This is a genomic window from Chryseobacterium sp. BIGb0232 (genome assembly GCF_024810195.1).
GTDB lineage: Bacteria > Bacteroidota > Bacteroidia > Flavobacteriales > Weeksellaceae > Chryseobacterium > Chryseobacterium pennae.
The window spans coordinates 1,362,377-1,383,368 of record NZ_JANUEH010000001.1 but is presented as its reverse complement, the minus strand read 5'-3'; the positions used below and the strand labels follow the sequence as shown (position 1 = coordinate 1,383,368).

General features: G+C 34.9%; 22 protein-coding genes and 1 pseudogene. 19 read left to right on the top strand and 4 right to left on the bottom strand.

Going from position 1 to position 20,992, the window contains the following annotated elements; all coding sequences use genetic code 11:
• Window positions 1-2: 2 nt before the first annotated feature.
• The 3 genes from M2372_RS06065 to M2372_RS06055 form a co-directional block, all read right to left on the bottom strand.
• On the bottom strand, window positions 3-689 hold the full coding sequence (locus M2372_RS06065) for an alpha/beta fold hydrolase (protein ID WP_123317968.1): 687 nt from the start codon (window positions 687-689) through the stop codon (window positions 3-5).
• Between the two features lie 123 nt (window positions 690-812).
• Window positions 813-1,469 (bottom strand): ComF family protein, encoded by a 657-nt coding sequence (locus tag M2372_RS06060; protein ID WP_115970046.1) that lies wholly within the window; start codon window positions 1,467-1,469, stop codon window positions 813-815.
• Window positions 1,470-1,536: 67 nt separating this feature from the next.
• Window positions 1,537-3,009, bottom strand: coding sequence for a helix-turn-helix domain-containing protein (locus tag M2372_RS06055; protein WP_123317969.1), 1,473 nt, complete (start codon window positions 3,007-3,009; stop codon window positions 1,537-1,539).
• A 126-nt stretch (window positions 3,010-3,135) separates the two neighbouring features.
• On the opposite strand from M2372_RS06055, the gene aceB reads away from it, so the two are divergent.
• The 12 genes and pseudogenes from aceB to M2372_RS25595 all read left to right on the top strand — a co-directional run.
• Complete coding sequence (gene aceB, locus M2372_RS06050; protein ID WP_123317970.1) at window positions 3,136-4,710, top strand: malate synthase A; 1,575 nt, start codon at window positions 3,136-3,138, stop codon at window positions 4,708-4,710.
• 117 nt (window positions 4,711-4,827) lie between these two features.
• On the top strand, window positions 4,828-6,108 hold the full coding sequence (aceA, locus tag M2372_RS06045) for an isocitrate lyase (RefSeq protein ID WP_123317971.1): 1,281 nt from the start codon (window positions 4,828-4,830) through the stop codon (window positions 6,106-6,108).
• A gap of 228 nt (window positions 6,109-6,336) precedes the next feature.
• Window positions 6,337-6,909, top strand: coding sequence for an OmpH family outer membrane protein (locus M2372_RS06040; RefSeq protein ID WP_115970222.1), 573 nt, complete (start codon window positions 6,337-6,339; stop codon window positions 6,907-6,909).
• A gap of 78 nt (window positions 6,910-6,987) precedes the next feature.
• A complete protein-coding gene (locus M2372_RS06035) occupies window positions 6,988-7,398 on the top strand; it encodes a thioesterase family protein (protein ID WP_259080645.1) in 411 nt (136 codons plus the stop codon).
• A gap of 39 nt (window positions 7,399-7,437) precedes the next feature.
• Window positions 7,438-8,103 carry a DUF6624 domain-containing protein gene (locus M2372_RS06030; RefSeq protein ID WP_123317973.1) on the top strand — a complete coding sequence of 222 codons (666 nt, stop codon included), beginning with the start codon at window positions 7,438-7,440 and terminating at the stop codon, window positions 8,101-8,103.
• Window positions 8,104-8,200: 97 nt separating this feature from the next.
• Window positions 8,201-9,643: a serine hydrolase gene (locus M2372_RS06025; RefSeq protein WP_185018681.1), complete on the top strand. Its 1,443-nt coding sequence runs from the start codon at window positions 8,201-8,203 to the stop codon at window positions 9,641-9,643.
• A 72-nt stretch (window positions 9,644-9,715) separates the two neighbouring features.
• The gene (locus M2372_RS06020) at window positions 9,716-10,162 is read left to right on the top strand and encodes a 6-carboxytetrahydropterin synthase (RefSeq protein WP_115970053.1); all 447 of its coding nucleotides are present in this window, start codon (window positions 9,716-9,718) and stop codon (window positions 10,160-10,162) included.
• A gap of 24 nt (window positions 10,163-10,186) precedes the next feature.
• A complete protein-coding gene (locus M2372_RS06015; protein WP_123317975.1) occupies window positions 10,187-10,957 on the top strand; it encodes a UDP-2,3-diacylglucosamine diphosphatase in 771 nt (256 codons plus the stop codon).
• A 194-nt stretch (window positions 10,958-11,151) separates the two neighbouring features.
• On the top strand, window positions 11,152-12,144 hold the full coding sequence (locus M2372_RS06010; protein ID WP_123317976.1) for an acyl transferase: 993 nt from the start codon (window positions 11,152-11,154) through the stop codon (window positions 12,142-12,144).
• 52 nt (window positions 12,145-12,196) lie between these two features.
• Complete coding sequence (locus tag M2372_RS06005; protein ID WP_115970056.1) at window positions 12,197-12,742, top strand: hypothetical protein; 546 nt, start codon at window positions 12,197-12,199, stop codon at window positions 12,740-12,742.
• A 156-nt stretch (window positions 12,743-12,898) separates the two neighbouring features.
• Window positions 12,899-13,567: a hypothetical protein gene (locus M2372_RS06000; RefSeq protein ID WP_123317977.1), complete on the top strand. Its 669-nt coding sequence runs from the start codon at window positions 12,899-12,901 to the stop codon at window positions 13,565-13,567.
• A gap of 127 nt (window positions 13,568-13,694) precedes the next feature.
• A pseudogene (locus tag M2372_RS25595) lies at window positions 13,695-13,843 on the top strand (penicillin-binding transpeptidase domain-containing protein); the annotation flags it as partial.
• A 181-nt stretch (window positions 13,844-14,024) separates the two neighbouring features.
• On the opposite strand, the gene aqpZ reads toward M2372_RS25595, so the two are convergent.
• Window positions 14,025-14,741 (bottom strand): aquaporin Z, encoded by a 717-nt coding sequence (gene aqpZ / locus M2372_RS05995; RefSeq protein ID WP_123319053.1) that lies wholly within the window; start codon window positions 14,739-14,741, stop codon window positions 14,025-14,027.
• Between the two features lie 220 nt (window positions 14,742-14,961).
• Here aqpZ and M2372_RS05990 point away from each other — a divergent pair, with 220 nt between their 5' ends.
• From M2372_RS05990 to M2372_RS05960, 7 genes are all read left to right on the top strand, one after another.
• Window positions 14,962-15,582, top strand: coding sequence for a DUF5715 family protein (locus M2372_RS05990; protein WP_185018683.1), 621 nt, complete (start codon window positions 14,962-14,964; stop codon window positions 15,580-15,582).
• A gap of 66 nt (window positions 15,583-15,648) precedes the next feature.
• Window positions 15,649-16,419 carry a hypothetical protein gene (locus M2372_RS05985; protein WP_228455615.1) on the top strand — a complete coding sequence of 257 codons (771 nt, stop codon included), beginning with the start codon at window positions 15,649-15,651 and terminating at the stop codon, window positions 16,417-16,419.
• A gap of 16 nt (window positions 16,420-16,435) precedes the next feature.
• Window positions 16,436-17,059: a hypothetical protein gene (locus tag M2372_RS05980; RefSeq protein ID WP_123317979.1), complete on the top strand. Its 624-nt coding sequence runs from the start codon at window positions 16,436-16,438 to the stop codon at window positions 17,057-17,059.
• 95 nt (window positions 17,060-17,154) lie between these two features.
• On the top strand, window positions 17,155-17,841 hold the full coding sequence (locus M2372_RS05975; RefSeq protein ID WP_123317980.1) for a sensor histidine kinase: 687 nt from the start codon (window positions 17,155-17,157) through the stop codon (window positions 17,839-17,841).
• Window positions 17,810-18,487, top strand: coding sequence for a response regulator (locus tag M2372_RS05970; RefSeq protein ID WP_123317981.1), 678 nt, complete (start codon window positions 17,810-17,812; stop codon window positions 18,485-18,487). Before M2372_RS05975 ends, M2372_RS05970 begins: the two co-directional genes overlap by 32 nt.
• Window positions 18,488-18,640: 153 nt before the next feature.
• Window positions 18,641-19,984, top strand: coding sequence for a DUF2235 domain-containing protein (locus M2372_RS05965; protein WP_123317982.1), 1,344 nt, complete (start codon window positions 18,641-18,643; stop codon window positions 19,982-19,984).
• A 262-nt stretch (window positions 19,985-20,246) separates the two neighbouring features.
• A complete protein-coding gene (locus M2372_RS05960) occupies window positions 20,247-20,978 on the top strand; it encodes a hypothetical protein (protein ID WP_123317983.1) in 732 nt (243 codons plus the stop codon).
• The last annotated feature ends 14 nt before the right edge of the window (window positions 20,979-20,992 follow it).

The window sequence follows — 20,992 nt, the reverse complement described above, 5'->3', positions numbered from 1 at the left end:
TTTTAAGAAAGATTCCAGAAATCTCTCATTAAATTCAACAATAAATTAGGTCGTACTTTATCCAGTGGATGCTTTGTATCCGGGAGTACGGCCAAATTTGCATTTGGAAGCTCTCTGTATACAGCTGTACTTTCGTCAATAGTTACCATATTGTCCTGATCTCCTACCATAATCTGAACCGGAATATTAATTGTAGCCAGATTATTTTTTAATGGTGGATTTTTGCCCAGAGCAATCATTAAATCAGCAATAGCCGGAAGTAACTGTTTCCATTTCGAGCCATGCTGTTTCTCTAAAGTTTGTGCATATTTTGGGATTTTTTCAAGAATAACATCAGGATTAAGCATTTTACTTTCCTTTAAAGCTTGTTCCTCTGTCCAGTCGAATTTTGTTCCCAAAGTCATAATAGAATTTATGTTTTCAGGATGTTTTACAGCATAACAAAGGGCAACATAGCCACCCATGCTGTGTCCTAGGATGTGTACATCCGTTAGATTATTTTCTGTACAGTATTCTGTCAACTCCTGAGTATATTTTTCTATAGTGATTCCATCTGCAGGAAGATCATTACTTCCATGTCCTGAAAATAAAGGAGTGTGAATTGTAAAATAGGATGAGAGACTATCCAGATAAGGGGTAAATATTTCAGAGTGACCTAAAGCTCCGTGTAATAAAACTAGGTTCGGCATGATTATTTTGTTTTCCGGAAAATTAAGCAAAAGAATCGGAACACAAAAACAGGAGAATTATACTGAAGTCCTTCTATGGAAAGAACGGTGCTTGTAAATCACAATCTAAAACTTTAAACCTCTTTACACATCCATTGCCATTACCAGCACACTTACCTTGTTATGCTCACCGGCATTTAAAATCTCCCATGCAATAGACGAAACGGTGGTTCCTGTTGTAAAGACATCATCAATTAGTAATATGTGTTTTCCGTTTACAGGTTGAGTAACAGAAAAGGTATTGATGGTTTCCAGACGATGCTGCTTATCTTTTAAGGCTTGTGCTTTGGAATAATAATTTCGTTTGACTAATTGATGGTCAAAGGGAATTCTATAATATTTTGAAAGGGTTTCCGTGTATAAATGAAGCTGGTTATAGCCTCTTTCCCTTATTTTTTTAGGATGAAGGGGAACACTTACCAGAAGATCCGGTTTTTGGTTTTTGAAATCAAGTCGGTCGGTTGTCCATTCACCAAGAATTCTTCCGGTTATCTCTCTGCTTCTGTATTTCAGTTCATGAATAATTTTCCGGCTTAAACTTTCTTCTTCAAACTGTATAAGAGCATAAGTATTCTCAACAGGAAAAAGAAGCCTGCATTTTTCTTTCACAGGATTGTTTTCGAAATAGTCATAATGGGTAAAATGAATCTGGTTGAAACAGATATCACAAACCAAAAGATTAGACTCAATAATTCTGTTACAATGAAGACATCGGTTGGGGAAGAGTAGGTCCAATATCATAAGTGTGTTTTTACTAAGATATGAAATAGTTTTTAGCTCCCACTCTAAAATTTTTATCCCTTCAGGTTCAGAACTCTTTCCTTATCTTCTCAATTGAGTTTTTCATGCTGAGATTGAAATGCTCCTTCTCCAACCGAACTGGTGGAGCCTGTCTTACTTCACAATCCGGGATACTGCAGGATTCACAGGTTACTCCTACATTGATGGTTTTTAGTGACGGAGATTTTATAAAGCCTATTTTTTTTATTGTTTGTGAATTCAGTAAAATACCCAGACAATAACTTCTGTTGCTGCCATCAGAAAAAGGGTTTTTCTGAGAGGTGGAAATAACAAGATAGCTTATTCCCTGATCTTTATAATGGGAGATCTGAGCATCTGTCAGAGTTTCATTTTCCTTTAAATAATGTAGGTTTTTCACAGCGATCCATTTTCTGCAATAGTGCTCATTGGTTGCGTTGGCATGGGGAGCCTGTTGGTGATTAAGGTGGAGCTCTTTTAGAATTTGAATCTTTTCAGATCCTTTCTTTTTTACCAGACATAGATAGAAAAGATCTTTAATACCCATTTCGGCAGAAAGGATATTAGTAAGGCGATAATAAAAAGTTTCAGGTGAGTTTGTAAAGCTGTTGATAAGACTGGCGAAATTCTCAGGTTCCCAGGTGTTTTGCTGAAAAAATTCTGAGGTCTTTTCAATTGTAGGCTCCTTTGAAATCAATAAAGCACCTGCAAAATAAGAAGCATAAAAATTGTTCAGAATTTCTTCAAAACTTCCGAAGTCAAGCCATGAATAGGTGGTTGGACGGACTTTTAGCTCCAGTACATTGAATCCTATTTCCTTAGCCAGAATAAATGTTTTCTGATCCTTTTCCAGTTTTTTATTCAGAAGCAGTAATTTTTTTTCAGGAATAAATAGGGATCTTAGATTGTCTAATGTTCCATATCTTTCAAAATCTTCAGACTGAATAGTATAGCTGAATTTTTCCGTAAGGATATTCTCCAGAATGTCAGACTTTAAATTCTTATCAATCTGAAGATGGTTTTCTTCAGTGAACAGGTCTACTTTATCTTCAATTTCCGGGAAATAATTGTCATACAATTCCTGGAAGGATCGTAAAACTGCAAAATAAAACCTTTCCTTCCCAAGATTATAGTTCTGAGAAATCTCTATTAGTGCATTAATAAAAGCAGTTACTTTTTTAGGAGCGTCACTGATAATACTGATGAGATTGTTTTTATTAATCCCGAACAATTCCAAAGGAACTTCCTTGAAGAAATCAGATTGTAGGATTTCATTAAACGGAGCAAGGCTTTTGTCCAGCTTTGTGGATACCAGATCATCAAAAGTGCAGTTCAGGGCTTCAGAAAGTTGGATGATCTTGTCGTGTTTCGGATATTTTTTTCCGTTTTCAATTTCGTTAAGGTAAGATTTTGATAATCCGGTTTTTATGGCAAGATCCTGCAGAGACCAATTTTTCTTTTGCCTCAGCTGTTTCAGTTTTAGCCCGAAAACGGTCTTGATAAAGTCGCTGTCTGAATTCATTACTCAAATATAAATAAATAGATGCGATTATTCGCATAATAATTTTTAAATAAATTTAGCGAACGTTCGCTGTTTGTGAAAATTTTTATTTATGTTTGTAACATCAAATCACAAAATCAATATGTTATGGAAACTAAGACTCAATTAAAAATAACAGCTCAGAAGCAGTTTGAAGAAATTTTCACTCCGGATTTGATCGATTTCTTAATCGCCCTTCATCAGAATTTCAATCATAAAAGAGTAGAACTTTTAGAAGAAAGGAAAAAAAATCAGAAAGAATTCGATCAGGGGATTCTTCCGAAATTTTTAAAAGAAACAGAAGAGATCAGAAATGGAAATTGGGTGTGTGCCCCATTGCCGGAAGATTTGCTGGACAGAAGAGTTGAAATTACAGGACCTGTTGACCGTAAAATGATCATCAATGCTCTGAATTCAGGAGCTTTTACTTTCATGGCAGATTTTGAAGACAGCAGTTCGCCAACTTGGGAAAACTGTATAGAAGGACAGATTAATCTTACGGATGCTGTTAACAGAACTATTGATTTTGTCAACGAAAAAGGGAAAGCTTATCAACTGAATGAAAAAACAGCTGTTTTATTGGTTCGTCCAAGAGGATTACATCTTCCTGAAAAACATATTCAGATTAATAATGAAGAAGCATCAGGATCATTAACTGATTTTGGAATTTACTTTTTCAGAAATGCAAAAAACCTTTTGGAAAAGGGAAGCGGACCCTATTTTTATCTTCCAAAATTAGAACATTATAAAGAAGCAGGATGGTGGAATGAAGTTTTTGTCTTCGCACAGAATTATCTGGGGATTCCTCAGGGAAGTATTAAAGCAACTGTTTTAATAGAAACCATTACCGCTTCATTTCAGATTGATGAGATTTTATATGAATTAAAAGAACATAGTTCAGGGCTGAACTGTGGCCGGTGGGATTATATTTTCTCATATATCAAAAAATTCAGAAACCTTCCGGAATTCATTGTTCCGGACAGAGATCAGGTTACTATGACTTCACCTTTTATGAGTGCCTATTCAAAAAGGGTAATTGAAGGCTGTCACAAAAGAAACGTTCATGCTATGGGTGGAATGGCTGCACAGATTCCGGTAAAGGATGATGATGAAGCTAATACTATTGCTTTTGAAAAAGTAAGAAGTGATAAAGAAAGAGAAGTGAAAAACGGTCATGATGGAACTTGGGTAGCTCACCCTGCATTGGTTTCGGTAGCTAAAGATATTTTTGATCAGTATATGCCTTCCAAAAACCAGATCGATAAGAAATTTGAATACAGCATACAGGAAAGTGAACTGCTGGAAATCCCTAAAGGAGAAATTACAGAAAAAGGAGTAAGAAAAAATATCAATGTAGGGATTCTGTACCTGGAGAGCTGGCTGATGGGAGTAGGGGCAGCAGCTATTTACAATCTGATGGAAGATGCTGCTACAGCAGAAATTTCAAGAACACAGATCTGGCAATGGCTGAAAAATGAAGCTGTATTAAGCGGTGACAGAACATTAACCAGAAATATGGTTCTTCAGTGGGAGTCCGAAGAAATGGACAATATTGAAAAATATGTTGGTGAAGCCCGCTTTAAAAATGGAAAGTTCAATCTTGCCAAAGAACTTTTCAATGAGCTGGTGTTCTCAGAAAACTTCGAAGAATTTTTAACTCTTAAAGCATATCCTTTTATTTAACCTGAGAGTAGGGGTTTTGAGTGTTTTACAGCTTGAATTTTACATCTGTAGATCATTACTCTAAACTTCATATCTCGTATCTCAAACCCGTAATTCAACAAACAAAATCCAAATATTATGAAAACAAGACAAGAACAAATCCAGACTCTGGAGCAAGATTGGCTGACAAACCCACGTTGGAAAGGTGTAAAAAGACCATATACAGCAGAAGAAGTTTTAAAACTTCGTGGTTCTTACACAATTGATTATACCATTGCGACAGAAATGTCTAAAAAATTCTGGGAGAAATTAAATACCCAGGATTATGTGGCAGGACTTGGAGCCTTAACGGGTAATCAGGCAGTACAGGAAGTAGATGCAGGACTGGAAGCCATTTACCTTTCAGGGTGGCAGGTAGCTGCAGATGCTAACCTGTCTGGAGAAATGTATCCGGACCAGTCTTTATATCCAGCGAATTCAGTGCCTTCTGTGGTGAAAAAAATTAATAATGCTTTATTAAGAGCAGATCAGGTACAGTCTGTAAGCGGAACCGGAGATAAAGAATATCTTGTGCCCATCATTGCAGATGCTGAAGCAGGTTTCGGTGGAAATCTGAATGCTTTTGAACTGATGAAGCAGATGATTGAGGCCGGCGCTGCCGGTGTACACTTTGAAGATCAGCTTTCTTCTGCAAAGAAATGCGGGCATTTGGGCGGGAAAGTATTGGTTCCTACTCAGGAGGCTATCAATAAATTAATTGCAGCACGTCTGGCAGCTGATGTATTGGGAGTTCCAAGTCTCATCATTGCAAGAACAGATGCCGATGCGGCAGACTTACTGACCTCAGATATTGATGACAGAGATAAAAAATTCGTAACAGGAGAAAGAACTTCTGAAGGTTTTTATGTAGTAAGAAACGGGGTAGAGCAGGGGATAGACCGTGGTTTATCTTATGCGCCTTACGCAGATCTGATCTGGATGGAAACTTCAAACCCGGATTTAGAGCAGGCAAAAAGATTTGCCGATGGAATTCATGCGCAGTTTCCGGGAAAAATGCTTGCTTATAACTGTTCACCTTCTTTCAACTGGGCTGCTAAACTGAGTGTCGAGGAGATGTCTACTTTCCGCGAAGAGTTGGCTAAAATGGGATACAAATTCCAGTTTATTACACTGGCTGGTTTCCATGCTTTGAATACAGCGATGTTTGAATTGGCTTTAGCATATAAAGAAAGAGGGATGGCTGGATATTCAGAATTGCAGGAACGTGAATTTGCTTTACAGGAAAAAGGATTCAGAGCAGTAAAACATCAGTCTTTTGTAGGTACAGGATATTTTGATGAAGTTCAGAATGTTGTTACCAATGGATCCTCTGCTACCGTAGCGATGAAAGATTCTACAGAAACAGCACAGTTTCATTAAATAGTCAGTTTTTTACATTATACATATTTTCGAAGCTCTCCCCAGTTTTTGGGGAGAGCTTTATTTTTTATTCAGTTTTTATGAAAAACACTTTGCAGGATCTTGAAGGATTTATAATGATATTGATGACTTAATTAAGTCTAAAAAAACAGGATGACAGCAAATGAAAAATTATATTATATTTGGGCACGGAAAAAAAGTAAATTTTTCGAAAAAGTATATATTATAATGAAACTAATTAAATTATTTTTTATTGCAGCAGGATTAACTTTAACGGCTAATGCTGTAAATGCTCAACAGAAGATCGGGAATATAAGCACTGATGAGGTTTTTGCTAATTTACCTGATGTAAAAATGGCCAGTGAAACGGTTGATAATCTGACAAAAGTTAAAAAAGCAGAAATTGATAAAGTTATTGCTGAATATCAAACTAAATTAAAAACAGCACAGGATAAAGAGAAGACTTTAACTGAGGCTAATAAGGCTGTTTTAACCAAAGAATTGGAAGCAGCACAAGTGGAATTGGATAATCTGGCTAAAAAGATAGAAGATACAAGAGCACAGGCGGCTAAAGAAATTTCAGCTAAGCAGGCTGAGCTGTACAATCCTTTACAACAGAAAGTAAAAGATGCTGTTGCTGCAGTAGCCAAGGAAAAAGGGCTGAACTATATATTTGACGTTTCAACACGTGGTTCCAACCTTGTTTATACTGAGGGAGGTGAGGATATTACGGATCTGGTAAAAGCAAAACTGGGAGCTTCTGCAACAGCTACAAAGCCGGCAGGAAAAGCTAAAAAATAAATTCAGAATATTGAATATTTTAAAAACGGAATCAGATCAACATCTGGTTCCGTTTTTCTTTAATTTAAAACCATACATTTGAGTAAATATTTCATTGGAATGAATTTAGTCTATGAAAAGCAGATCAAAGTAACAGAAGAGCATATAGACCAGAACAACCACGTTAATAATGTTCAGTATGTGCATTGGGTAGAAGAAGTGGCAGCGGAGCATTGGAATCTCTTAAAACAAAAAACAGAATATGTAAACGATGCGTGGATGCTTCTGGATCATCACATCCGGTACAAAAAGCAGGTGTACCTGAATGATATGATTACAGTAAAAACTTATCCACAAACTCCTGAAGGCGCAAAGCAACCAAGAAAAGTAGAATTTTATTGTAATAATGAGCTGGTTGTGGATTCTTCTACACTTTGGGTTCTGTTTGATACAGAAGCGAAGAAGATAAAGCGGGTGGAAACTAATTGGCTGGAGAAACTAAAGATTTAGTTGAGGATGTTGGTGTTCGAAGTATTATAAATAATTAATATGAAAAAAATATTACTATCATGGGCTGCGATAACTTTTATCAGCTGTAATTCTAATAAAAATATATCTGCTTCCGAACGTGAAAAAATTATTTCCGAATTAAATTATATTGGGAAAATAGATCAGAAATTTGCAGGAATTCCCCCGGCAGATATGACAGAAAAATACGGGAAAAATGTTTGGAAAATATTTGAGGCAAAAAGAGACAGTGTAGGAAAAGATAACCAAAACAGAATTAAAAAGCTTTACTCTCAGTATGGTTATTTAGGTTTTAAACAGGTTGGAAAAGAAAATTCAACACAATTTTGGTTGCCCATTCAGCATGCGGATCATGATATTGAATTTCAGAAAGCAATGCTTGTGGCTATGCAAAAAGAAGTCAATAGGAATAATGCTTCTAAAAATGAATATGCATTACTGGAAGATCGAATAGCTGTTAATACTCATCAAAAACAGAGGTTTGGTACACAGGTAACTTATAATAATTTTGAACAGGCTGTTCCTAAAAATGGATTAATAGACAGTGCAAATGTTGAAAAACTGCGTGCTAAATATGATTTGCCTACGCTTAAAGAATATTATAACGGAATGACCGAGAGGCATTTTAAAATGAATGAAAAAGTCTTTTTACAGAGAGGAATTACAGAGCCAAAACTTTATAAATAAAAGATGAAAGCTTTTGCAATGATAGAAAAAAATGTTATTCAGTGTAACATAATAAAGCTAGTATTTGTCTTATAAGAAATAAATGAATAGATACACAATGAAACAGACTGTTTTAGCAGCCTTATTTTTTAATATATCCATTTTAGGATTCAGCCAGACGGCAGAACAGTCAAAAATAATTGACAGTTATATAAAAAATGTTATCCAGATTAATGAAATCCCTGGAATGGCTGTAGGAATTGTAAAAAATGATAAAGTAACATTCCAGCAATACTATGGACGTGAAAATCTTGAAAGTGATAAAAAAGTGGATTCCAAGTCCATGTTCAGAGTTTACTCTAATACAAAATTAATTGCTAATGTTGGGCTTTTTAAACTTGTTGAAGAAGGAAAACTGTCGGTGGATGATAAGATTTCAAAATATATAGAGAATTTGCCAAAAGACTGGCAAAACATACAGGTGAAAAATCTTCTTTCCCATTCTTCAGGATTACCGGATATGGCTGATATTAAAGATTTTGCCGAGAAAGCAACGCATAATGAAGTCATTGATCGCCTGTCAAAAGAAAAAATAGAGTTTGAAGCCGGAGATCATTACCGGTATAATCAGACCAATTATCTTTTGATTATGATGATCATTGAGGAAATAACAGGCAAAACCTTTGAAGAATATATTCTGGAAAATCAATTCTCTGATTCCAGAAACCAGGTCGTGTTTTCTTCCAACTCAGTTGAAAAAATTCCTAATAGAGTAGGGAAGTATAATTATAATCCGGAAAAGAGACAGTATGAGAAATTGATGACTATTGATGGAGTGAGATCTCATTCAGCAAATGGTTTGGCGATTACGCTTCCTGCTTTTCTACAGTGGAGTATCCATTTCAGCAAAAACGATTTTCTAAAACCGGAAACAAAAAAGATGATGTGGAAACCATTTAATTATAAAAATAATGACTGGGAATTCGCGCATGGCTGGGAAATTACAGACTCTAATAATATAAGATCATATGGTTTTTCCGGTGGAAATGTAAGTGCATACAGCTTCTTCCCGGATAATAATATGGCGATTGTTGTGATGTATAACGGAAATAAAGGATTTCCTGTGATGTATCAGATGGTGAATCATATTGCGGGAATTATAGATAAAAAACTGATGAATCCTTATATGCTGGCTGAAGAAATCACGATTGCAGAACCTTTTGCTCATCCAAATCTGAAGAAGGAAGTATATGGATATAGGATAGAAAACGATAAAGTGATTTTTTCCTATCAATATCCTAAAAATTCAAATACAGAATTTATTAAGAATGTTTCTGTAGCAGGTGCATTTAATAACTGGAATATGAATGATGTATCTTATCAGCTGACTCTAAAAAAGAATAATGTCTTTGAGGTTGCAGTACCCAAATCCCAGTTCGAAAAAGGAAAAACTTATGGTTTTAAGTTTGTGATGAATAAAAGCGGATGGCTCACCATTCCTTACAATACGGCTAATACAGACGGAACTCCGGATAATAATTTCGCCCTGAAAATTGATTAGAACTTTATTTGAAAATCATTGTAATAGAGACAGTCTTTTCTTTGTTAAGCGGTTTTGTCATATCTTTGCAATATGATACGTATTACAAAAATTTTTACATTCGAAACAGCCCACGTACTGTACAACTACGATGGGAAATGTAAAAATATGCATGGACATTCCTATAAGCTGTTTGTAACAGTGAAAGGAAAACCGATTAATGACATTGAAAACCCTAAAAACGGGATGGTAGTTGATTTCGGAGATATCAAAAGTATCGTAAAATCTGAGATCGTAGACGTTTGGGATCATTCAGTGCTTTTAAATGCCTTGACTCCCCATAAAGAATTGGGAGATGATCTTGAACAGAAAGGACACAAGGTAATCTATTGCAGTTTCCAGCCAACCTGTGAAAATATGCTCTATGCTATCGCAGCTAAAATAAAATCAAGACTTCCTGAAGGAATTTCTCTGGCTTATCTTAAACTTCATGAGACTGAAAATTCTTATGGAGAATGGTTTGCAGAAGACAATCAATAAATATTATCCCATAAAGTTCAGACGGTGTTAAAAACAACAATTAATTTAGAACCTGGAAAAAAAGTATACTTTGCTTCAGATCAGCATTTCGGTGCCCCTACTCCTAAAGAAAGTAAGGTTCGTGAAGAAAAGTTTATACGATGGATGGATCAGATCAAGGAAGATGCACAGGTTTTATTTTTAATGGGTGATCTTTTTGACTTCTGGCATGAATGGAAACATGTGGTACCTAAAGGATACATCCGTGTTTTAGGGAAAATTGCAGAACTGAAAGACAGAGGAATCCATATTTATTTCTTTGTAGGAAACCATGATCTTTGGATGAAAGATTATCTTGAAGAAGAGATTGGATGTACGGTTTTTTACCAGAAACAATATTTTGAAATGGGTGGAAAACAGTTTTTGCTGGCCCATGGAGATGGATTGGGGCCTGGTGATAAAGGTTATAAGAGAATGAAAAAACTTTTTACCAATCCGGTGGCACAATGGTTTTTTAAATGGCTTCATCCCGATATTGCCATGAAAGTGGCGTTGTATCTTTCTCAGAAGAATAAAATGATCTCAGGAGAAGAAGACAAAGCATTCTTAGGGGAGGATAAAGAATTTTTAATTATCTATTCTAAGGAGAAGCTGAAGACAGAGAATATAGATTATTTCGTATATGGACATCGCCATCTTCCCATGGTATTGGATTTGGGAAAAAACTCAAAATATATCAATCTGGGAGACTGGATTTCCTATTTTACCTATGGCGTTTTTGAAAAAGACTTTGAACTGAAGACTTTTGAAAAATAAAACAAAAAAATTACCCCTAAAAAGAGGTAATTTGAGAATGAGTGGGGGACTCATTCTGTTTTTAATCCATATTCCGGTTAAGTAATTGCAAGAAGTTTACCAAAGTCAGATTCATATATTAAAAAAACATTAAATAAAAATATTTTATCCAGATAATTGCTTTATACAGAGGTAATAAGAAGATCGAAAAAATTATGGAGCCGAAGAATCTATTCAACATACAGACCGAGCAGGATTTCCTGAATGTAACATTGAAAACATTTCGTTATCAATATGAAAATGTTGAGATATATAAGAAGTTTGTAGATTTTTTAAATATCAATCCTGATGAGGTTGACGATCTGTCTAAAATTCCTTTTCTACCGATTGAAATGTTTAAAAATCATCAGATTCTTGATAAAAATGTGAGTACAGATCTCTTTTTTCAAAGTTCCGGAACCACGCAGATGAATCTTTCAAAACACTTCATAGCCAATACAGGTTTGTATGAAGAAAGTATTTATAAAAGCTTTGATCAGTTTATTGGAAAACCTGAAGACTTTATTTTCCTTGGGCTGCTTCCAAGTTATCTGGAAAAACAGAATTCATCCCTAATTTACATGGTGGATTATCTGATGAAAAAATCTGACAAGTCAGAAAACGGTTATTTCCTTTACAATCATTCCGATCTTTTTGATCTTTTAAATCAGTTGCGTGATAAAAAAGTAATTCTTTTCGGGGTTTCTTTTGCCCTTTTAGATTTCTTAGATTACTGCCATTCCGAGCGAAGTGGGGAATCTATAAATGTTCTTGAAAACCTAATCGTTATCGAAACCGGAGGAATGAAAGGACGAAAAGAAGAAATGACGAAAGATGAGCTTTTGAAAATATTGCAGGAGGGCTTTAAAACCGATACGATTTATTCAGAATATTCAATGACAGAATTGCTATCCCAGGCTTATTCTCTTGGAAATAATGAATATCAATGTCCCAATTGGATGCGGATTAAGATCAGAAACGCAGAAGATCCTTTCTCTTACGAAAAAGAAGGAAGAACAGGAGCGATCAATATCATTGATTTAGCCAATATCCATTCCTGTGCCTTTATTGCCACTCAGGATCTGGGTAAAATAACAGGTGATAAATTTCAGGTGCTGGGAAGAATAGATCACTCTGACATCAGGGGTTGCAGCCTGTTGGTTAGTTAACAAAGAACATTCTTTGTATGAGGTTTCAGGTCTCCGGTCTAAATTCTAAATTATGCTTAAAATAGAAGAACTTGTTCACGCATACATCCATACCCACTGCGATTTTGAAAAAGAACTCGTCTTGACGAATTATTTTCAGGCGGATTGGGAAGCCGATATTCTTATTGTTGATGCAGAAGGAATAAGTCATGAAATAGAGATCAAACTTTCAAAAAGCGATTTTAAAAATGATTTTAAAAAATCATATATCAATAAAGATACCGGAGAAAAATTTCTTAAACACGATAAAATTTCCTGTGGAGATTATGTATGCAACGCTTTCAGTTTCTTATTGCCGATGGGAATGGTAGACTCCAGTCTTATTCCTGAGCATTGTGGAATTATTGAGTTTTATCATAATGAAGATACCTGGAATACGGAATTCTATCTTATCCGTCCTCCAAAAAGACTTCACGAAGATTCTTACTGGAAACTGAATGATAAAGATCTTTTTATTAGAAAAATAGCTTTAAACTTACTTCAGCGTAAAATGGAAATCAAAGGAAAACAGGAAGAACTCATTTTTAAAAATCCTTTTGATCTTAAAAAAAGAAAATAGAGGTCCTGTCGGAAAGACAGGATTTTTTGTTGCTCTCTTTTTGTATATTAGCAGGATAACGATGCTATTTAAGAGTTAGATATAAATCATATTGTCCGTAAATAGTTATTGTTTTATATAATTTTCATTGAGATGATTTACTATTGAAAAAGGAATATGGAAGATATTATTTGTCCTTACCCTTGGGATTGTGGAAAAACAATTGAACCCAAGAAGCTAAGCAAACATGATTATGATTTTCTAAGCTCAGCATCCGGAAAAAAAATGATTTTTATGATCATACATTGCCCGGAGTGCTCAAGAGAGTTTAAGTTTAATACAGTACAATGGAAATCAGATAAATTTGGGTATTCTGATCCCAATATCACTATTGAAAAAAAAGGAAAAACAATAAAACAACTGACAGCTATTCTGGATAGAGCAAAAGTTGATATCCCATTAGCCTATTTTGATTACTTGATCAGTGGTGAATTCGATTCTCAAATTTCAATCTTTTCAAATGAAGAGAACTTTAATCTGTATGATCTTAACCAGCTTTGTGAAAAAATAAATGTAGACGGAACGTCTTATCTTACCATTAGCCAATTAAAAGGGTTTGTACATTCATTATTGGAGATTACTGATGGAATCTCTCCAAAAGGACAAGATTTGAACTATAAAGATATTTCGAATTGCTTAACAATCGGTTCAGAAAATACAAAGCTCTTATGTATTGATTACCGAGATCAAAATTCTTTATGGATTTTTCATCCTGATGGTGGGGATATTGAACGTATATCAGTAACATTAGAAAATATTATTAAGAGGCAGAATCTCAATAAATAATAACTTTTTAAGGTGTCTTTATTTACATAGTCTTTTATTTTTAGAACTTATATTAATACCATGAGAGTAGGACAAATTATTCAATTGATTAGTATCGTTGGATTCAGTAAATAAAGATTTTAATCACTTTACTATTAGATCAAAGACAGGCCGGACAAGAGATAATGGAATAAACACTGGCTGGTAGAAAATAGGGATGGAACTTATTTTTTTGCAACCAGACTCCTGCAGAATAGAAAGGTAAACAGCTCAAATTTTGGTGCCTGTAGAAAATAAATTACAAAAGCAGCCTTTAAGGATCTGGGTGTTCTAAAATAAAATTGTATATCAGTTTTCTACCTAATATTGGAAATTTATATTGATTATTATAAATTTCCGGCTTTACAATTGTTATAAAAAAAAATAAACTATCTCGATCGAGATAGTTTATTTTGATTAAAATTTATCTTTAATTTAATTAATCCGTTACTTCCTCAGAATCTCTCTGAAGTAAGAATTTGTAGATCAATCCACCTACAATTCCACCAAGAATAGGAGCTACCCAGAACAACCAAAGTTGTGACATAGCCAATCCGCCTGTGAAAACTGCCTGCGAAAGGGATCTTGCAGGGTTTACAGAAGTATTCGTAATAGGGATAGAGATCAGGTGGATCAAAGTAAGGGCAAGTCCAATCGCAATACCGGCAAATTTACCATTAGCCCATTTATCTGTAGCACCCATAATCACGATAAGGAAAAAGGCAGTTAATAAAAACTCCGCCAGAAATGCAGCACCCATACTGAATGCTTTCCCGTTGTAGACTGCTTCCCCATAAAAATTGGTAGCAAAAGCTCCAGGTGCTGAGAAATCTACAACCCCGGCTCCGTTAAGAATAGTGTATAGACATCCTGCAGCTACAATAGCACCAAGACACTGCGCTACAATATAAGGGATAAGGTCTTTAGCAGAGAATCTACCCCCAGCTAAAAGCCCGAAAGAAACTGCAGGATTGAAGTGACCGCCGGAAATATGACCTACAGCATATGCCATTGTAAGAACAGTAAGACCGAAGGCTAGCGCAACTCCTAAAAGTCCGATCCCAATATCAGGAACACCCGCTGCAAAAACAGCGCTCCCGCAACCTCCGAAAACAAGCCAAAATGTGCCGAAAAATTCAGCAAAAAGTTTTTTTATCATGTTGTTTATTTTAAAAATGTAACTCAAATGTAGAATTTATATCTTAAAGTAAAAAGTTAAAACTGAAAAAATATTTCAAAATTAAAGGAATAAATATTATAAATTAAACAAATTGGTTTAATGTTTGTTTGGGATTTGTCGGAATACGATTATAGCTGCTGATGAAAGAGCTAACATAATCGTTTTATTGTTCGGTACTAATTTAAAGTGGTGGTTAATGAGAAAGTTTCTTTGTGTGGTCTTTGTACCTTTTATGTATAGTTTACATTATTCGCAGGCAGTAAAAAAAACGCTTCCCTGTTATGATCTTACAACTGTTTTAAAGGTGGAACCTACAGCACTTTATAAATCCCATCTGGATGCCTCCAAAAGTTTTGGAGTACATTTATTGAAAGACTCCAAAACCATACAGAAATATATCAGCAAAGGAAAGTTTCATAAAATAAAGAAATCCGGAAAAGGATACCAGATTCAGAGGCTTGATTATAGCAGAGCTTATATGGTTTCTAAAGGAAAGACTACGTTGGAAAATATTGGGTCTAAATTTAATAAGGCAACAAAAGGGGGAACCTTTACGGTTTCATCTATTACCAGAACATTGGAAGATCAATGCAGGCTGAGAAGGGTGAATTCCAATGCTTCACTGGGAATAAGTTCTCACAACTATGGCAACTCCTTCGATATTTCTTATGTAAGGTTCAATAATGTTCTCAAAAATAACCCTAAAATGGAAGTTGCTTTGGAGAAAGTTTTAAAGCATTATGCTGATGCTGGTAGAATTTATTACATAAAAGAAAGACAGCAAAGTTGTTATCATATTACAGTGCGGAATTATTAATTAAATTCCTACTTGCACAGCATGTTTAGTTTATATAATTTTATACAACTAAAAACCACCATGCTTATGACAACATTAAACATCGTAGATTATTTACTTCCTGTAGAAGAATGCAAAATTGCTGCAGACGAATGGAGTTTTTGCCGTTCTAATTTCTTAAAAATAAAGGATCTGATTCCTACCACGTATGTCTTTACTATTTCTGATGGTCCGCTCGAATGGATGAAAAGCTATAAGGACTATCCTGAATTCTGCGCCACAATGGGAATATGGAAAGACCAGTTGATTCTGATCTTTTATCCTATGAATGAAAAAGGAGACAGAATAGATCAGAAAGAATATCCCTATTGTGCTCTTGCCGAACTGACTAGTGATGTGAAGCTACAGGAGATACAAGAGTATACCATTGTTAAAAATACGATTCTTTCCAAAGGGCTTGAAAAAATAGAGAAAAATGCAAATATGGCTTTTCCTATATCCGATAAACCTATTCTTGAGCAGGATATAGCTATTGAAGCCATTGAAAGCTGGAGAGAATCCGGAATGGATTGGTTTTACAAAGAGTGTAGCGAATCTCAAGGAATGGGAATATTTAAAAGGTTTTATGTTCCTACAGCAGATTTATGCCTTTCGGATGAAGGGTTGACGGAAATGAAATGTTCCTTCGGACTTAAATATAATAATGTGTACGGAAAAATGTTGGTAACCCTTATTTTTATCTCTTTCCGCCAAAATCTTCAGAATTCAGAACGGGCAGATATGATGTCTAATACCTATGACTGGGCAAAACCATGTCCACCTATATGTCGTATACCGGGAATGGAAGGTGAATTTTAAAATAATAATTTAAGGAATGGCAGATCTTTATAAGACGATTTTATTCCTAAACTATGGATTGCTTCTTGCTGTTATAGTGTTGGGAGCTGCTAAATACCGTATATTAAATCATAAAGAAAGGCAGTATTTTTATTGTATTGCTTTTCTTTTTTTTATTGAACTGTTGAATCTTGTTTTGCCTTATATTTTCAGGCTCAATGATACCTCATTTCTTTATCCGTTCTATATTGGCGGAGAATTCTTTTTACTGACGGGCTTGTTTATCAGAAAACTGGATTGGCCCAAATACCTCTTGGGATTGAGTGCTGCGATTGCAGTTGGTTTTATGATCTCAAAATACGGTTTTGATTATCCTGCCAATGCAGATATAGCAAAGGTAGTTTCCAATATCATGATCATCTGTCTTTCGGGAATAGCCTTGATTAATGAGATTAAAAAGACTTCAGATCAGAATCGTTTTCTTTGGGTAGATGCCAGTATTTTTTTCTATTACTCTGTTTCAGTATTTATTTTTATCATACAGCATCAGATTGCTAATCTTTCAGAAAACAATTATTATATTCTTTTCAGTGCCAATAATATCTTTTCAAGTATTTTATACTGTTCACTTATATATACCTTTATCCGATTAAAGAAGTAACCTTAAATATCAACCTTTTGATCCTTATAATTGTTACCATAGCAGTTATAGTATCCTTTATTATGCTTGCCTACAGAGCTTTTATAAGCAGGATTATGAAGGAAAAAAATGTACAGCATGAAGCAGAAGTTCTTCATCAGAAAAAACTGGTATTGGAAAACATCAAAGCTCAGGAAGAAGAAAGAAAAAGAATGGCTGTGATGATTCATGATGATATAGGAAACAGGCTCAATATTCTTTCTTTATGGCTTAATAATCTTGATACCAAGGGCGATGAGCTGATCAAAAAAAATATCCACAGCCAGATGTCTTCGCTGATTGATGCAGCCAGAAGCATTTCCCATTCATTATATCCAGTGAATCTTGAATCGGTGGGACTCGTATTGTATGCGGAAGAACTCATTGCGAATCTTTCCCATAAAATTAATATTTCCTTGCAGGTAATGCCCGGATATGAAAAGAAAGATCTCTTTGTGGAAGTACAGCTGTACCGGATTATTCAGGAATTTACCACCAATGTAATCAAACATTCTAATGCCACAGACCTGTGGATTTATATAAAAGATTATCCGCAAAATATGGCTGTCATTATTTCAGATAACGGACAGGGTTTCGAGTATGAAGAGGTGAAAAAAGGGATGGGAATCAAAAATATTGAATCCAGGATCAAATCGATGAATGCCGTTCACAAATGGAAAAAATCTTTTTTAAATAAAGGAAGTCGTTTAATCATTAAAATTCCGAAACATTATGAGTTCCCAAATCAAAATAGCATTAATTGATGATGAACAGCTAATCCTTGAAGGGGTGAAAATGCTGCTGTCCAATGAGAAAAATATATCTGTATGCCTTACCGCAGATAACGGACCCGATTTTATAAAGTCTCTGGGAAACCTCTCAGAAAAAGAATTTCCTGATATTGCACTTGTAGATGTCCAGATGAAGCCCATGAATGGGTTTGAGCTGGTAGAAATTCTTAAAGACAGGTATCCGGATCTTAAAGTCATCATCCTTTCTTCTCATTATAAAACATCTATACTAGGATATATGGTGAAACTGGGCGTTTCTGCTTTTCTTCCTAAAAACTCGGATAAGAAAACATTTATTGACGCGATTACTATGGTAGATAAAAACGGAGTTTTCTTTACAGCTGAAGATCATCAGATGCTTTTTACCTATATGAACAGTTCAGCTAAGAAAAATTCACTTTTTGAAACCGAAGATGAGCTGTCTGAAAGAGAAAAAGATGTTGTAAAGCTCATTTGTCAGGAGTTTACCAATAATGAAATAGGAGAAAAACTTTTTATAAGTCCCAGAACTGTTGAAAGCCATAGACAACGTATTCTGGAAAAAATAGGTGCTAAAAACACAGTGGGAATAGTCATTTATGCCATTGTCAACAATATTTACTCACTCGAAAAAATTTGATTAGATTCCGTAGAAATACGGAATTTTTTATTTGGTACTTTCCACTCTAGCCAGACTGCTCTTTCTTCCGTTATTTTGAAATGTCTCTTTTAGGGATTTTAAATAAAAACATAAATGTACAGAGAAGATCTGTAATAAAAAATTAACAAAAGAATGAATGGCAGTAGAGTGATTTCCGTCGGAATTTTCTTTGACGGTACGGGAAATAATGGAGTAAATGCACTTTCATCAGATAAACCACTGAATAACAATGAAAGCTATCATGGTGCATTCACCAATATCTATAAATTATACAAACTATTTATCGGTAACGAAAAAATATATATTGAAGGAATAGGAACCGTTTCAGGTGGGGAAGACAGTAATTTCGCCATGACAACATGTGCCAATCCACCTTATGGAAAAGGATATTCTTCAGATGATAAGCTTCAGAAAGCAGAAAAATTTGTACAAAGGATTATTCAGGATGAAGACTGTGAGTATCACTTTTACTTATATGGCTTCGGAAGAGGGGGAATGCTGGCCAGAACCTTTTGTCACTGGCTTTTCTCAAACTATTCTTTTGCTAAGATGAAAGTGAAATTTTTGGGCGCTTTTGATACAGTAGAATCGAAACCATTTAATACCTACAATCTGAGTATTCCTCATCAGGTGGAAAATGTATTTCATATCTGCGCACTCAATGAATGCAGATTCTTTTTTCCACTGACTGGTTTTTTTGAAAACTCAAAAATGATGCAGGATTACCAGTTTCGGAATCATATTTCTGTTTGGAAAGAAATTTTTGTTCCGGGCGCTCATGCTGATATTGGAGGAGGCTATCTGGAAGGACCGCAGTCGGTTTATATTTCTACAGATTTTGCTAATACGGATGATCTGAAAAATTATGTTCAAAACATCAGAAACACAAAAACAGATACCGAAGGAAATAAAATCTGGGATGCTTTACTTTCCGGATTTGGAGTGGAAAAAAAAGATGCTTTTGCTAAAGCCTATATGAGTAGAGATAAAGTTTATAATGAACTTTCAAAATTATATGGAAAACTCATGCTGCAGGAAACCAATAGAATATCGCAGGTGTTTATCTCAGGAAAAGATTTGGAGACAGATTATAACAGGCATCCTTTATTACAAAACTTGTATGAAAAAATGAAGGTTTATGTACAAGATCTTTCCATAGATAAAAAACCAATATACAATTACGGTAAATTGGCTGATTATATCCATATTGCTGCCAATTTCGGGCTCTATCAAGACGGTTTATCGAAACGGTCCGAGTATGAAGTAAATGTTGAACTTCTCAACAACGGAATGAATGTCTCAAGCAGTACAATTGTAGATCAGAAAAGTCATGCAAGACTTTCTGCTGAGCTTCACCTTCCCGAAGATAGCTTTGTAGCCGATTTTCTGTATGGAACCAGTGTTCCTAATAATGATATCTGGACCCGTTCAATTATCAAAACTCCGGTAACAAGGCTGGATAAAATAGATAATTAATGTCAGTCCTTTTTTAGTTTTAAATTTTAGGTTAGGGAGCGTCATTTAAGATGTTCCCTTTTATTTTATAATATGTCTTTTTGAATTCAATGGGTATAATTACTGAACTGTAAATTTGGTACATTATACTGTAGTTTTTGGATTCTCATTCCCGTTAATTTGAAATTGTTCATTTCAATAAGCTTTACAATGGAAATATGAACAAAGGCGTATTCTGAAAAGCCTGATATCAAAAAGAGTAAGAACACCAAAAATTAAAACAATGGAAAAGACACTCATGCAAAAAGCAACAATATTTTCAACCGAGTTTGATTTTACCTCTGGGGAACAAAAAGAAATCTTGCACTATCTACAGGTTAATAATTACAGACTATTAGGATATAAAGGAGCATCTGGGCCCAACCAAGTTTCTTCAGGAGTACCTACTTGGTTTTCTATGCCTTATGTTAATATGTTTGGACGATTCGAAATTTACTTTGAACCCAGATACAAAGTATATGTTTTTAATAAAGGAGATATTACGATCAATACAACGATTACAATGCATGCATTATCGGATGAAGTTTCTTTGGGAACAAAGGTCGTGTTTAATACGGATGGTTCTTTTCATTCAGATTCAGTTGGTTCCGAAGAAGTAATTACTGTTTATAATAGCAGACCTGCAGGCACATCACCTATAACAATAGGGCTGGCTGTAAAAGTAAATGGACAGTTTTTACCTTTCTGCGCCTTTACGTGTGCCGCACAAGGAACTGTAAGTATACAGCCTGACGCAAAAATAGCTCTATTTGCAGCACAATCAAATATGACCTCAGGATCAGTTGCTGATCATATCATTAATCCAGGTTGTAGTTTTATGTGGAATGCTAAAAATACTATGTTTGATTTACAGATGATCCCAGAAACTTATGGGATTGAAAATGTGCCTGGGAGATTATCCGTAGAGCCTGTATCCCCTGGGTCATCATTACTACAACTTTTCAATATTTTTTAAAATTATTATCAGAT

Coding starts and splice junctions, on each gene's coding strand:
- M2372_RS06065 (WP_123317968.1), bottom strand. CDS start 689: ATGCCGAACCTAGTTTTATTACACGGAGCTTTAGGTCACTCTGAAATA.
- M2372_RS06060 (WP_115970046.1), bottom strand. CDS start 1,469: ATGATATTGGACCTACTCTTCCCCAACCGATGTCTTCATTGTAACAGA.
- M2372_RS06055 (WP_123317969.1), bottom strand. CDS start 3,009: ATGAATTCAGACAGCGACTTTATCAAGACCGTTTTCGGGCTAAAACTG.
- aceB (WP_123317970.1), top strand. CDS start 3,136: ATGGAAACTAAGACTCAATTAAAAATAACAGCTCAGAAGCAGTTTGAA.
- aceA (WP_123317971.1), top strand. CDS start 4,828: ATGAAAACAAGACAAGAACAAATCCAGACTCTGGAGCAAGATTGGCTG.
- M2372_RS06040 (WP_115970222.1), top strand. CDS start 6,337: ATGAAACTAATTAAATTATTTTTTATTGCAGCAGGATTAACTTTAACG.
- M2372_RS06030 (WP_123317973.1), top strand. CDS start 7,438: ATGAAAAAAATATTACTATCATGGGCTGCGATAACTTTTATCAGCTGT.
- M2372_RS06025 (WP_185018681.1), top strand. CDS start 8,201: ATGAAACAGACTGTTTTAGCAGCCTTATTTTTTAATATATCCATTTTA.
- M2372_RS06020 (WP_115970053.1), top strand. CDS start 9,716: ATGATACGTATTACAAAAATTTTTACATTCGAAACAGCCCACGTACTG.
- M2372_RS06010 (WP_123317976.1), top strand. CDS start 11,152: ATGGAGCCGAAGAATCTATTCAACATACAGACCGAGCAGGATTTCCTG.
- M2372_RS06005 (WP_115970056.1), top strand. CDS start 12,197: ATGCTTAAAATAGAAGAACTTGTTCACGCATACATCCATACCCACTGC.
- M2372_RS06000 (WP_123317977.1), top strand. CDS start 12,899: ATGGAAGATATTATTTGTCCTTACCCTTGGGATTGTGGAAAAACAATT.
- M2372_RS05990 (WP_185018683.1), top strand. CDS start 14,962: ATGAGAAAGTTTCTTTGTGTGGTCTTTGTACCTTTTATGTATAGTTTA.
- M2372_RS05985 (WP_228455615.1), top strand. CDS start 15,649: ATGACAACATTAAACATCGTAGATTATTTACTTCCTGTAGAAGAATGC.
- M2372_RS05980 (WP_123317979.1), top strand. CDS start 16,436: ATGGCAGATCTTTATAAGACGATTTTATTCCTAAACTATGGATTGCTT.
- M2372_RS05975 (WP_123317980.1), top strand. CDS start 17,155: ATGAAGGAAAAAAATGTACAGCATGAAGCAGAAGTTCTTCATCAGAAA.
- M2372_RS05970 (WP_123317981.1), top strand. CDS start 17,810: ATGAGTTCCCAAATCAAAATAGCATTAATTGATGATGAACAGCTAATC.
- M2372_RS05965 (WP_123317982.1), top strand. CDS start 18,641: ATGAATGGCAGTAGAGTGATTTCCGTCGGAATTTTCTTTGACGGTACG.
- M2372_RS05960 (WP_123317983.1), top strand. CDS start 20,247: ATGGAAAAGACACTCATGCAAAAAGCAACAATATTTTCAACCGAGTTT.